The 13,903-nt window shown below is 52.8% G+C and carries 9 protein-coding genes; 6 read left to right on the top strand and 3 right to left on the bottom strand.

Annotation, left to right across the window (positions count from 1 at the left end):
• Positions 1 to 159: 159 nt before the first annotated feature.
• The 6 genes from NST37_RS20690 to NST37_RS20665 all read left to right on the top strand — a co-directional run bounded on the left by NST37_RS20690 (position 160) and on the right by NST37_RS20665 (position 9,895).
• Positions 160 to 885: an ABC transporter ATP-binding protein gene (locus NST37_RS20690; RefSeq protein WP_003391310.1), complete on the top strand. Its 726-nt coding sequence runs from the start codon at positions 160 to 162 to the stop codon at positions 883 to 885.
• Positions 878 to 2,539, top strand: a complete 1,662-nt coding sequence (locus NST37_RS20685) for a hypothetical protein (RefSeq protein WP_243014659.1) — start codon at positions 878 to 880, stop codon at positions 2,537 to 2,539. Before NST37_RS20690 ends, NST37_RS20685 begins: the two co-directional genes overlap by 8 nt.
• A gap of 335 nt (positions 2,540 to 2,874) precedes the next feature.
• Positions 2,875 to 3,996: an S-layer homology domain-containing protein gene (locus NST37_RS20680; protein ID WP_003391313.1), complete on the top strand. Its 1,122-nt coding sequence runs from the start codon at positions 2,875 to 2,877 to the stop codon at positions 3,994 to 3,996.
• A gap of 387 nt (positions 3,997 to 4,383) precedes the next feature.
• On the top strand, positions 4,384 to 6,792 hold the full coding sequence (locus NST37_RS20675; RefSeq protein WP_327956711.1) for a 3-hydroxyacyl-CoA dehydrogenase NAD-binding domain-containing protein: 2,409 nt from the start codon (positions 4,384 to 4,386) through the stop codon (positions 6,790 to 6,792).
• 96 nt (positions 6,793 to 6,888) lie between these two features.
• Positions 6,889 to 8,067: an acetyl-CoA C-acetyltransferase gene (locus NST37_RS20670; protein WP_024985577.1), complete on the top strand. Its 1,179-nt coding sequence runs from the start codon at positions 6,889 to 6,891 to the stop codon at positions 8,065 to 8,067.
• A 49-nt stretch (positions 8,068 to 8,116) separates the two neighbouring features.
• Positions 8,117 to 9,895 carry an acyl-CoA dehydrogenase family protein gene (locus NST37_RS20665; protein ID WP_024985576.1) on the top strand — a complete coding sequence of 593 codons (1,779 nt, stop codon included), beginning with the start codon at positions 8,117 to 8,119 and terminating at the stop codon, positions 9,893 to 9,895.
• 183 nt (positions 9,896 to 10,078) lie between these two features.
• Here NST37_RS20665 and NST37_RS20660 read toward each other — a convergent pair whose 3' ends face one another.
• From NST37_RS20660 to NST37_RS20650, 3 genes are read right to left on the bottom strand one after another with little or no spacing between them, the layout of a single operon-like run.
• Positions 10,079 to 11,245, bottom strand: a complete 1,167-nt coding sequence (locus NST37_RS20660) for a Ger(x)C family spore germination protein (protein WP_039071006.1) — start codon at positions 11,243 to 11,245, stop codon at positions 10,079 to 10,081.
• A gap of 1 nt (position 11,246) precedes the next feature.
• Positions 11,247 to 12,758: a spore germination protein gene (locus tag NST37_RS20655; RefSeq protein WP_024985574.1), complete on the bottom strand. Its 1,512-nt coding sequence runs from the start codon at positions 12,756 to 12,758 to the stop codon at positions 11,247 to 11,249.
• Positions 12,748 to 13,836, bottom strand: coding sequence for an endospore germination permease (locus tag NST37_RS20650; RefSeq protein ID WP_031931608.1), 1,089 nt, complete (start codon positions 13,834 to 13,836; stop codon positions 12,748 to 12,750). Before NST37_RS20650 ends, NST37_RS20655 begins: the two co-directional genes overlap by 11 nt.
• Positions 13,837 to 13,903 lie beyond the last annotated feature (67 nt).

Raw genomic sequence — 13,903 nt, 5'->3', positions numbered from 1 at the left:
CATCCAAAAAGGAGAGTGAATTTGTTCACTGCTCCTTTTTGTTTTGTTTGATAAATTTGGGGAATTGCGCAAATTCCGATATATGCAACCAATAAGCCGGTTAAAACGTACTTAAACAGGGGACCTTCCTTCCCAGCGGCACATATGAGGAGGTACATGATGATAGAACTCCAAGGAGTTACCAAAAGCTACAACGGCTCGACAAAAGCGGTCGACAACCTTCAGTTGACCATTCCGAGAGGCGAGATATTCGGTTTTCTGGGGCCAAATGGCGCAGGGAAAACAACCACTATCAAAATGATTACGGGGATCACTCGTCCTGACCGGGGAACGGTGCTGATCAATGGAAAGGATATTTTGACCGATACAGTTGCGGCCAAGCGCCAGTTTGGCTTTGTACCCGACAGCCCGGATCTGTTTTTGCGGCTGAGAGGATTGGAATACGTCAATTTCATGGCGGATATGTACGAGGTTCCGCACAGCCTGCGCAAGGAACGGATCGAAGTTCTGGCGAAACGGTTCGACATGATCGATGCCCTGACCGATCCCATCCAGAGCTACTCGCACGGAATGAGGCAAAAAATCATTATCATGGGAGTGCTCATCCACGAGCCGGAAGTCTGGATTATGGACGAACCGCTGACCGGTCTCGATCCGAAATCATCCTATACCCTGAAAGAAATGATGCGGGAGCACGCCGACTCCGGAAGGACTGTGCTTTTCTCGACTCACGTACTGGAAGTGGCGGAAAAGCTGTGCGATCGGGTAGCCATTATCAACAAAGGAGTCCTGCAGTTCTGCGGTACATTCCGCGAGATGCAGGAGCACTTCCAGTCCGATGAATCACTGGAGCGCTTGTTCCTGGAGATGACCGATCATGAATAAGACCTGGCAATTGACAAAAGTGATGCTGAAAAACGGCAGCGGCTTTTTGGGAGGCAAAGCAAAGGACAGGTGGAAAAAGATTGCGCTGCTGCTGTTGGCTTGTCTCGGCCTGTTGCCGTTGATGTCGGCCTACGTCATGATTGCATCAGCGCTCTATGACGGCCTGAAGCTGGTCGGACAGGAAACGGTTCTGTTGGGGTTGGGGCTGGCTGCAGCCTGCTTGGGCATCTTTGTTCTCGGCATTTTTTACGTTCTATCCGTCTTTTTTTATTCACAGGACATTGAGCATCTGCTCCCTCTGCCGCTCAAGCCCGCTCAGATTATCGGCGCGAAGTTTCTCGTCACGCTTCTGTACGAGTATGCGACGGTGGCGATCCTTTTAGGACCTCTTTTGATTACGTACGGATTCAAAAGCGGCGCAGGCGTCCTTTACTACCTGCACATGCTGATCACTTTTTTGGTGCTGCCGGTCATTCCTGTCGTCCTAGCCTCGCTTGTGGCGATGGTGTTCATGCGGTTTACCAACATCGGCAAGAGTAAAGACCGCTTCCGGCTGATCGGCGGATTGGTGGCCATCGCGATCGCGATCGGGTTTCAGGCAATCGTGCAGCGGGGGGCAAGTACGATTGAGAACGCAGAGCAGCTTCAGGAAATGATTTTGTCAGACAAAAATATGTTTTTGTCGCTCGTCACACAGATGTTTCCGACGAGCAGACTGGGCGCGATGGCTTTGGCAGAAGCAGGCACGTTAGTCGGCATCGGCTATCTTGGGGCTTTCCTGTTCATCTCCGCAGCCTTCGGAGCAGCGCTCATCATTCTCGGTGATCGGTTGTATTTGAAAGGCGTTATGGGCATTTCGGAAACGGCTGCGAAGCGCCAGCGGGCCAGTGCGGAAGAGTTTGACCGCATGACGGGAAAACGTTCCGCCTTCCTCGCCTACGCGATCAAAGAGTGGAAAACGCTGTTCCGGACACCTGCCTTTCTGCTCAACTGCGTGCTTTCCAGTCTCTTTTTGCCGTTTATTGCTTTTCTGCCCTTGGCGACACGCTCAGATGGCTTGTCCGGCCTTTCCGCATACGGGGAGATGCTTCAATCGGAGACAGCGGCAGGGATCGGCATTGCAATCGCAGTGGCCGCAGCCATGTTTATTACGACCACGGGGAGCATCTCTGTAACGGCAATTTCTCGGGAGGGACAGAACTTTTTCGTCAACAAGTTTCTGCCGGTTCCCGCTTCGGTGATCATCTTGGCAAAAATTGTACCGGGATGTATTTTAGGCGTTTTCAGCCTGCTATTGATGGAGGTTCTGGCGGGTATCGCACTGCAAGCTCCTGTCTCCTTTCTGCTCCTGTCTTTTGTGGCGGCTGTCCCGGGAATCCTGTTTATCAATCTGATTGGGATCATGATCGACCTGAACATGCCCAAGCTGGATTGGGACTCGGAGCAAAAAGCGGTGAAGCAGAACATGAACACGCTCATACCGCTCATCATCATGCTGGCTGTTTCCGGATTGATTTTCTTCTTTGTGATCCAGGGAGATGCCGCAAGCTCCATGGTTGCCGGCACTGTATGCGTCCTGTTTGTGATCGTGGACCTGATTCTGTATCGTATATTGATGAAAAAAGGACCAGGCTGGATGGAAAAAATCGACTGATCATCTGCAAGCTGTCACCGGGGGCCTCAGGGTCTCCGGTTTTTCTGTTTTCAAAACGATTCTTTGGAACTAACGATGATTGTACATAAAGCCGTTTATTTTTCCTGGTGATGGGCGAAAGGAACTATTTTTAGTTCCTGAAGACTACTTCTATCTGTTCAATTTTTCTGGCAATCTTTACAATTGTAGAAATGATTGGTATTTTTGTCTCGGGTCATATAGTGTTTTAGTAAGGGAAAATGCAACCATTCGGCTAGGTGGACCTGCCAAATGGAGAGGGAATAGTTGGCTTACATATTAGCTTAGCTTTAAAAATAATCTGAAAGGAGTATAGTATGCGCAAACGGCATTCTCTTTTCCTACTCATTGTCGCAATCCTGGTGCAGTCAGTTTTTGCTGTCCAGGCGGGGGCGGCGGAAACTTACTACGATGATATCAGAGGGCACTGGGCTGAAAAGGAGATCCTCTTTCTTGAACAGCGGGGCATATTCAAGCACGGAGGGAACCGCCACTTCAACCCGGACAAGACGGTGTCGCGCGGAGAAGCGCTGGCACTGGTCAACCGCGTTCTGGAGGATGTGTACGGAAGACTTGCAACCCCCGTCCCCCAGCCGTATCTGGATCATCGCTATCCGTTGAAAACGGAAATCGAAGGACTGGTTGCCAACATGCAGGTGTTGCTCGATGTAAACACCGGGTTTGTCAACGATTTCAGGCCGGGCGATCTGATGGTCTACAATCTGCATCTCGCATCAAATGGCATGCTGATGAAAAAACCGCAGAAAGTCAATCCCGAATGGTGGGTGCCTACGCCTTACCTGCAATATCCGATGTCGAGGGAAGAGGCGAGCATGATCCTGTTCCATGTGCTGTCGCCATACAAGCTTCGCATCGTCGAGCCCAAAATCAATGACGTAAGACTGTTTTATGACGGCTATTCCCAGTGGAAGCACAAGAGCAGCTACGTCGATACCGTTTCTCCTTATGCGGAAGCGATTCGGGAATTCCAACTGTTTGGCGGGCAGCGAAATTTTGACCCGTACTCCAACATGACCAGAGCCCAGTTTGCGGTTGTGCTCACCCGCTTGCATCATTTTTTGGAGGGGGACGCCAGCAAGCAGTTCAAGGAAAGCACGAAGCGGCAGCAGATCGCAGCCAACCTGCTGTTGACGGCGGCCAATCGGGCGTTTTTGGACAAAGATCAGCAGCGCTTGTCTTCCTATGTAAGCGAAGCTGCCATAGAGAGTCTGACCAAATTGCAAGCAGCTTTGCCGCTGCATAGTTACATGGCGGAATTGAAGCTCAAAAGGGACGAAAACAGTTCCGATAAATTATGGGTGACCGGCAAGTACGAGCATCGCCAGGTGGGACCCTATGAGCTGGAGTTCCTATTTGAAAAAGACGAATCCAATCCGTTTGGACATAAGATTACGTCGATTGCGTACAGAGAGCGGTAAGAAGAGAAGGGAAGGGAGCAGCCGACAGAAACGTTCGGCATCCCTCCTTTTTTGATTGATTGTCCCAAAAGATGAAAAAGCGTACAGTCTTGCTGTTGCAAAAAATCGGCAAATGGAGATTGCAACGGCTTCTCTTTTCGATTACAATAAAAACTGAACGGTGATTCAGTGTCGGCTGAACTGCCAGACATCTCACGAAAGCGCAAGCAAAAAGTGGTGAGATGTTTTTTTACAAAACAAAAATGAATGAGCATTCATTCAAAGGAGACATGTAAAGCGGAATACAGGAATATTTTTGAACGAGTAGAAATCAGAAAGCAAGGATTTTTTGTTCAGACTATTTCGTATTTACCGCGAGATTCTAGTTTACATGAGGGAGGGTATTGGATGGAACGCAAAATTCGCAAAGCGGCTGTTCTCGGTTCCGGCGTGATGGGAGCAGGTATCGCCGCTCACTTGGCCAATGTGGGTATCCCTGTCTATCTGCTCGACATCGTGCCGCGTGAATTGACGGAAGAAGAGAGTAAAAAAGGGAAAACGCTGGCAGACCCTGCCGTTCGGAATCGGATTGCGCAAAGCGGCAAAGAGCGGCTGTTGAAGGAAAAACCGGCTCCGCTCTACGACAAGGCCAATCTTGAGCTGATCACCGTCGGCAATCTGGAGGATCACCTGTCCTATCTGGGTGAAGTGGATTGGATCATCGAGGTCGTCGTCGAAAATCTCGACGTCAAGAAAAAGGTGTTTGAAACGGTAGAAGCCCATAGAAAGCCTGGAACGATCGTCTCCTCCAATACATCCGGTGTCTCCATCAACGAAATGAGCGAGGGTCGCTCCGAGGAATTCCGCCGGCATTTCCTGGGCACCCACTTCTTTAATCCGCCTCGTTATCTGAAGCTTCTGGAGATTATTCCGGGGCAGGATACCGATCCGGCGATTGTCGACTACATGATGCATTTCGGAGAATTTGTCCTCGGCAAAGGGACGGTTCTTTGCAAGGATACGCCCAACTTTATCGCCAACCGGATTGGCACATACGGCCTCCAGGTCTCCATTCAGGAAATGGTTCGGCTCGGGCTTGGCGTGGACGAAGTAGACGCGTTGACGGGTCCGGCGATCGGCCGTCCGAAAAGCGCCACATTCCGCACGCTTGATGTCGTCGGTCTCGACACCTATGTGCACGTTGCAAACAACGTCAAACAAAAAAGTTCGGACGCGCAGGAGATCGCCGTGTTCGAGGTCCCGACCTTTGTCCTGGAGATGGTGGAGAAACGCTGGCTTGGCCAAAAAGCCGGACAAGGTTTTTTCAAGCAGGTGAAAACAGCGGAAGGCAAGGAAATCCTTGCGCTGGACTACAATACGATGGAGTACCGCCCGCGGGCGAAGGCAAAATACGCTTCGCTGGAGGCGGCCAAGACAGCCAAAACGCTGCCGGAAAAGCTGAAGGCTCTCGTATACGGAAAAGACAAGGGAAGCGAATTTGTCTGGAGCGTCTTCAAAAAGGTCTTGCTCTACTCGGCTGAAAAAGCGCATGAAATCGCGGATGACATCGTCTCTGTCGACCAGGCGATGAAGTGGGGCTTCGGCTGGGAGCTGGGACCGTTTGAGACTTGGGACGCCATCGGGGTGGAAAAATCGGTGGCCCGGATGCGCGAAGAAGGAGAGAGCATCCCGGCACTGGTAGAGGAGCTTTTGGCAAGCGGAAAAACGTCTTTCTATCAAAAACAGGAGGGACGCCGGGCAGCATTCGCAATCGGCGGCGCCTATAAAGACATAGAGGAGAAAAAGGAAAAGATCAACCTGGCCGCGCTCAAGGAGCAAGGCAAGCTGATCAAGAAAAACGCCGGCGCAGCTCTGGTGGATCTGGGCGATGGCGTAGCCTGCCTCGAGTTTACATCGCCGCACAACGCTTTGGGCATGGATGTCCTGCAGTTGGCCGGCTACGCCGTGGAAGAAGTGCAGCGCAATTTCCTCGGCCTGGTCATTGGCAATCAGGGGAAAAACTTCTGCGTCGGCATGAACCTCGGCTACGCCCTGATGGAAGCCCAGGATGAAAACTGGTTTGAGCTGGATATGCTGGTCAGCCGCTTCCACAAGGTAGGCAATGCGATGAAAAGCATGCACAGGCCGGTCGTTGCGGCTCCATTCGGGATGACGCTCGGCGGCGGAGTGGAGATCTGCTACCTCGCAGACCGCGTTCAGGCGTCGGCAGAAACCTATCTCGGACTCGTCGAGGTCGGCGTTGGCCTTTTGCCGGGGGGCGGCGGCACGAAGGAAATGCTGTTCCGCGCCATGGAGCACGTACCGGAGGGAGGCACTGTCCCGGTAGACCCGTTCCCGTTTGTGGCCCGGGCTTTTGAAGCGATTGCCATGGCAAAGGTATCGACCAGCGGCAAGGAAGCGATCAACCTCGGCTATTTGCGCTCCACTGACCGGATCAGCATCAATTCCGACCACCTGCTCTACGATGCCAAGCAGCTGGTGCTGGCGATGGACCGGGAAGGCTATACGCCGCCCAAGCCGCGCAAAATCCGCGTCATTGGAGAGAGCGGCTACGCCAATCTGCGCCAGAATATTTACTCGATGAAAAAGAGCGGGTACATCAGCGACCACGATGAGCTGATCGCCAGCAAGATCGCCTATGTGATGTCGGGCGGAAGCGTTCCTGCGGGCACAGAGGTGTCCGAGGAGTACATCCTGGAGCTGGAGAAGCAGGCGTTTCTGGAGCTGATCAAAACGCCAAAAACACAGCAGCGGATGCAGCACATGCTGACAAAGAACAAGCCGCTGCGGAACTGATCATAACGAGCTTTTGCGGGAGCGCGTCTGCACCTGTAATAGTGATAGGCAAAAGGGGAAGATCCCAGGAAGATCGCCAGAAAGAGGGGAAGAGCCATGAAGGAAGCAGTAATCGTCGCAGGTGCCCGCACTGCTGTTGGCAGAGCCAAGCGGGGCAGCCTGAAGGACGTTCATCCCGTTGATATGGGCGCTGCAGTCGTCAGCAATCTGCTCGGCCGGGTGCCGCAGCTGAATCCGGCTGACATCGAGGACATCATTATCGGCAACGCTGTTCCAGAAGCGGAACAAGGAATGAACATGGCCCGTCTGATCGGTTTGCGGGCAGGGCTTCCGACGAACGTATCCGGCATTACGGTCAACCGTTTCTGTTCATCCGGTCTGCAGACGATCGCCTATGCGGCCCATCAGATCATGGTGGGCGGGGCTGACGTAATCGTCGCTGGCGGTGTAGAAAGCATGAGCCTGCTGCCGATGACCGGTCACAAGGTAGCCTTGAACCCGACGCTGGTCGAGACCATGCCGGAGGCGTACATGGGCATGGGGCATACGGCCGAAGAGGTGGCGAAGCGCTACCGGATCAGCCGCGAGGACCAGGATGCTTTCGCGCTGAGGAGTCACCAGCGTGCGGCAGCCGCACTGGCAGCAGGCAAATTCAGCGGAGAAATCGTCCCGATCACTGTCAAGTCGCATTATCTCGATGAAAATCACAAGCTGCACGTGCAAGAGCGCGTTTTTGATACGGACGAAGGAGTCCGGGCAGACACTTCGCTGGAAGCGCTGGCCAAATTGAAGCCGGTCTTCCACGTCAAAGGCAGCGTCACGGCAGGCAACTCTTCGCAGACGAGCGATGGCGCCGCGGCCGTTCTGGTCATGTCGGCAGAAAAGGCGGCAGAGCTGGGTGTCCAGCCGATCGCCAAGTTCAGATCGTTTACGGTCGGCGGTGTCGATCCGGACGTGATGGGGATCGGACCGGTGGTGGCCATTCCGAAGGCGCTGAAAATGGCGGGACTGAGCATTGCCGATGTAGACCTGTTTGAGCTGAACGAAGCGTTCGCCTCCCAGTCGCTGGCAGTTATCCGAGAGCTTGGCCTTGACGAGGAAAAGGTGAATGTAAACGGCGGAGCGATCGCGCTGGGCCATCCGCTCGGCTGCACAGGCGCCAAGCTGACCGTCTCCCTCCTGAACGAACTGAAACGGCGCGGCGGCAAATACGGCGTCGTGACGATGTGCATCGGCGGCGGAATGGGAGCCGCAGGCGTATTTGAAATGGTGTAGGCAAGCGCATTGACGTTATTCAATCGAAAAGCTAAAGGAGAGAATGGCAATGGCTGATACCAAAGAATTGATCCGCGGCGGCAGCTTTCTGATTGACGCAGGCAGCGCCGACTCGATGTTTGTTCCTGAGGAATACACGGAAGAACAAAAAATGATCGCCAAGACGACAGAAGAGTTCGTCGTCGGTGAAGTTCGCCCCCATTTGGAAGAGATCGAAAACCATAACTTCGACATCTCGGTCCGCCTGCTGAAGGAAGCCGGCGAGCTGGGCCTGCTGGGCGGCGACGTGCCGGAAAAATACGACGGCCTGGGTCTGGACAAAGTGAGCACGGCTTTGGTGACAGAGAAGTTTTCGCTGGCACGCGGCTTTGCGCTCAGCTACGGAGCCCATGTGGGCATTGGTTCCCTGCCGATCGTCTACTTCGGCAATGACGATCAAAAGCGCCGCTACCTGCCCGATCTCGCCTCCGGCAAACGTCTGGCTGCGTATTGCCTGACCGAGCCAGGCTCCGGTTCAGATGCGCTGGGTGCAAAGACGACGGCCAAACTGTCCGAGGACGGCAAGCATTATATTCTGAACGGCGAGAAGCAATGGATCACCAACGCAGGCTTTGCCGATGTCTTTATCGTCTACGCAAAAATCGATGGCGAGCACTTTACCGCTTTTATCGTGGAGCGCGAATTCCCCGGAGTGTCATTTGGACCGGAGGAAAAGAAGATGGGCATCAAGGGTTCCTCTACTCGCACTGTCATTCTGGAGGATGTTCCGGTACCGGTGGAAAACCTGCTGGGCGAGCCGGGCAGAGGCCATGTCATCGCCTTCAACATCCTCAACGTAGGCCGCTACAAGCTGGCCGTAGGAGCGGTCGGCTCCGCGAAACGGGCGCTGGAGCTGGCGACCAACTACGCAAAAGAGCGGAAGCAGTTCAAGACGCCGATTGCCAACTTTACGCTGATCAAAAACAAGCTGGCCAACATGGCGCTGAAAACATACGCATCGGAAAGCTCCGTGTACCGGACCGTCGGCTTGTTCGACACCGCTCTCTCCAGCCTCGGCGACAAGCAAGATGACGGGCGCGAGGTGGCGAAGGCAATCGCCGAATACGCAATCGAATGCTCAATCAACAAGGTGTTTGCTACAGAGGTACTCGACTACTGCGTGGACGAAGGTGTGCAAATCCACGGGGGCTACGGCTTTATGTCGGAGTACGAGATCGAGAACATGTACCGCGACTCCCGGATCAACCGGATCTTTGAAGGGACAAACGAAATCAACCGCATGCTGATCCCTGACATGCTCGTCAAGAAAGCGATGAAAGGAGAGCTGCCTCTGCTGCAAGCGGCAGCCAACCTGCAGGAAGAGTTGATGAGCTACTATCCGGAGGAGATCGAAGACGCACCGCTGGCTCAGGAGAAGCACCTGATCGATATGACCCGCAAAATCATCCTGATGGTGGCCGGTTCCGCCTTGATGAAGTATCAACAGGCGATTGCGAAGGAGCAGGAGCTGCTCGCTCTCGCGGCAGACATGCTGATCGAGCTGTACGCGATGGACAGCGTCGTCAAGCGGACAGAGAAAGCCATTGCCAAAAACGGCGTTGAGAAGGAGCAGCAAAAGCTGGATCTGACGACCGTTTACGTGAGCGATGCGTTTGACAAGGTTGAAGCATGGGCGAAGGAAGCGCTGGCTGCGATGGAGGAAGGCGACGATCTCAGAATCCGCCTCTCGATTTTGAAAAAGCTGACGCGCCGCACTCCGATCAACACGGTTCAGATGAAGCGTGTCATCGCTGATCGTGTCATCGAAGCCGGCGGATATGTGCTGTAGAGTCGGGGGAAGGCCATTTCAATGTAACAACATGCGGCGCTGACCACGTCGACTATTGGCAAAACAGAAGCAGATCACGAAAGGCTGCCTGGCCTGGTGATCTGCTTTGTTATGTTCCGGCTACTTTTTCTGCGTATATATCCGCTGTCCGAAGCGAGCCGCTCCATCGGCGGCTCAGCCCTGTCATCTCCTGTCATCCGCGCCTGTTTTCCGCTGACGCACTTTCGAAATGCCTCCATCGGTTATTTTGACCTCGACCTCAATCGATTTCAAAGAGTCTGGTGTCAAAGGAAGCACGCCCTCCTGATTCAAGTGATGCCATTCGCGGGGAAATTTTCGATAAAAGGAATGTCCCAATTCAAGCGTATCGATTCCCAGCTTCAGCCCGCGGTCATAGAGCGAGCGGACCTCGGCTTCAATCTGTCTGGCTGCATCCTTTTCCAAGAGCGCTATACGGGTTGGCTGAAACAATTGAGTCACGTAGCCCGTTGTCTTGATGGATATGCGAAAGATGGGACGGCCTTTTTCCAATCCCGGTATTATTTTGGGGCGTGGGGACTCCATCACCAGCAGAGCCGATTTTTTTCCCGACTTAAGAAGAGTCCGCCGCGTCTCTTTCTCCAGCCACCGTACGCCTGCGACCTGCTCGTGGGGCAAGCACCCCTTCAGCTCTTTGTTTTGCAGGAAGCAGATTCCGTTAATCTTCAACTGCGGAAGTGGCTTTTTGTTTTCGGTCCACGGTTTTTTTTCCACTGACAGGAAGGGAAGGCGGACTACTCCATTCGGCTCGTTTCTCTCGGAAATGACTCGAAACAATAATAGGGGCCGAATGTACGAAAATTGGCCGTAAATGTCTTTGGGGTCGGCCAGTTGGGAGTAAAGGACGGATATTCCCAGTATCGGCCTGGCGTTGAAGACGTCCTCAAGCGATTCTTTCGTGGCAAAGGACCATACGGAATAACGAAATTCTTGGTACCTGTCTAGCGCATCCATGACCTGATCAAACTTTCCGTGCTTCAAGGCCCGTTCAGTGAAAACAATGGAGTGCACGTGGCTCCATATGAGCCGCTGCTGAGTGGTCGTATAAATCTGATAGATGGCTGAAACGTAGGTGTCGCCTTCGCCTTTTGCAACGGAGACTGGTTCTCTCGTCAATTGTGTATTGCTTTCTTTTTTGGCGATGTTGGAAAAGCCGAGAATTTGCAGATAGACGACTACCTTGTGATTGACGTAATCGACTCCAATCGCATCGATGTAAATAAGCTGTTCGATATCCCGGGCGTTCCAGCAGCCGCCCAGCAGGATCGAAGCAGCCAACACGACGGCTATCATCCGCTTTGTTCGTACCATCCTAAGAATCGTTCTCCTTGCGCGAAGAGCGTTTCAAAATGCTTGCTTTTCCTTCCCATAACCGCCATGGCATGCGAATCAGGACCTTGGCCATGTCTCGCAGGACAGGGGGGGAGAGCGGTGTCAGGTAGTAGACGCCAAAGGAACGGGAGTTGGCAAAGAAGAGGAGTACGCCAATCAGCGCCATCATGAATCCGAATATCCCGAAGACCGAACAAATGATAAGAACGGCAATGCGGAGGAGACTGAGGGTCCCGACTACACTCTGATTCACCATGGTAAAGGTAGCCATAATGGAAATGGCGATAATGACCAGGCTGCCGGGAGCAGTCAAACCGGCAGAAATGGCTGCCTGTCCGACGATCAGTCCGCCGACGACAGAGAGTGTTTGTCCGATGGCCATCGGCATACGCAAACCCGCTTCGCGAAACAACTCAAAAAGCAGAAGCATGAACAATGCTTCCAAGGCGGCCGGAAGCGGCACTCCTTGACGGGAAATCACCATGGTGGCGATCATGGTGTAAGGTAGCTGGTCCTGATGGTATGTTACCAATGCCACCCAAAATCCGGGCAAAAACAAGGCCGCGAACACACTGCACAGGCGAATGATGCGGACAAACACGACCATGTAGATCGAGGTGTTGGCATCCTCCGACGTGTTGATCAAATACGTAAAGTTGGCCGGTGCGACCAATGCGGTCGGAGAACCGTCAACCAAGATGGCAAAGCGCCCGGTCAACAGGCTGTTTACCACGAAATCGGGTCTTCCCGTATGCTCATACAACGGCAGAATCGTAAACGGGGTATCCAGCAAAAGCTCTTCCAGTTGGGTGCTTGTTACGATCCCATTGCTTTTGATCGAGGAGAGCTTGAGCCGGATTTCATCGACAAGCTTTTGGTCAATCGTGTGGTGAAGGTACAACAATCCAACCTTCGTCCGTGTCTGGCTTCCCAGAATGTACGACTCGTAATGCAAGAGCGGAGTTTTCAGCCTCTTGCGGATCAGCGCGACATTCGTCGTGATATCTTCGGTAAAGCCGTCGCGAGGTCCGCGAATGGAAACTTCCGTATTCGGTTCTTCGGGGGAGCGCTGCGGACGATTATCCGCATCTATGCTGTACAGTGCTCCCCACTCGTTGAACAAGATCAGCAATTTTCCCTCGAACACATGGTTTACGATCTCGTCTGCATTGGCCTGAGTCAACTTCCTTAGAAAAAAGGGGCGTTTCTGCTGCAAATCTTGCTCTTCGGTGATCTCTCCGGAGCGAAATAGTTCACTCATTTCCGGGAGGATGTACTCCATGAGGATATGCTTGTCACAAAGGCCTTCCGCATAGATCAGATATACAGTGACGTCTTGCAAATGAGGGAGCATGCCGTAGTGTTCCACAGAGACATCGTGGCAGCCTGAAAAAAGCTGGCGGATCGCTTCAGGACGGAGGCTGTCCAGATGGGGAATCTCACCCGGGGAATTCACTTGATCGGAAGGGTGCTCTCGCGTTTTATTGTTCATGGAGATCCTCCTTCTTGCTGGAGAGTAACGCCAGTAACGTAAGTGTCAAAGTCAGGAGCAAGGCGGCAATGAGCAGGCCGGGCAGCAAAAATCTGGTCAGTGACAAATAGAACCCGATATCGTCATAGGGCCACAATGCCAAACACATGCTCACCAGACAGGCGAAAACGAGGACCCAAACCCGCTTGCGGCCGTCCGGAAAATTGAATATCTCGACGAGCAAATAAAAGGCGAGAGATACGCGGATGAAAGCCCCGCTAAACCATTGATAGATACTGAGAAAATCGACGTGCTCGATATACAGGCCGATTTTCACCAGCCGCCATTCCTCAAAAGCGGGATAACGCAGCTTCGCCGCTTCTGCAGGTCCAAATTCGGTAATGGCACCGGTAAGCGGCCCGATTGTAAGCCATACCATGATGAGGCCAAGGATGGCCAGCCTCCAGAACGTCACCTTTACCCCGACGTGATGCTTGATCAGCAAGAGCAGGAATAATTCCGAAAATCCCGCACCAGCGTACACCATTCCCCTCAAGACGGGCTCCCACCCATACTCCAGTACGGGGAACAGATAAGAATAATCTTTGTACTGCAGGTTGGTGCTCATCACGAAAAAACCCAGAAGAACGACGATCGGCAGCAGAAAGACAGATACCATCGAGATCGAGCGTATGCCAAAGAGAGAGTTGATGAGACAGACAAGAGCAAAAAAAAGCGCATGAATAAACATAGGGGCTTGTGGAGCGAACGTAAGGTTCACCCAGGTAATCGTGTCTTTTATCGTGATTACGGCCAGTCCCACCACATACAAGGCCAACAAAAGAGAGAGAAACCGTGTGACACCGGTTCCGTACTTCCTTTTCATCCATACGAGCAAAGGCTCGTTTCCGGTTTTCCGATAAACGTAGGAAATCATCCAAATCAATAGGAGGTACAGCGGAACTACAGCGATAACAGAGATCCAGGCATCTCGTCTCGCTGCATCCAGAAGTATCGGAATGACAATCACGTGGTTCATCAATCCGTTGGAGAGCATGAGAATAAAGATCAACTGAATAAACGAAATGCCATTTTTCATAGGTTTCCCGCCAGACTTTTCCTGATCTCTCCTAAAGTATGAGCAATTGATGGGGGAGTATACGGCA

Origin of the sequence: Brevibacillus sp. FSL K6-6036 (assembly GCF_037964015.1) — a bacterium.
Classification (GTDB): domain Bacteria; phylum Bacillota; class Bacilli; order Brevibacillales; family Brevibacillaceae; genus Brevibacillus; species Brevibacillus borstelensis.
Note: the sequence above shows the minus strand (reverse complement) of the source record. Positions and strands in the feature narration are given on the sequence as shown.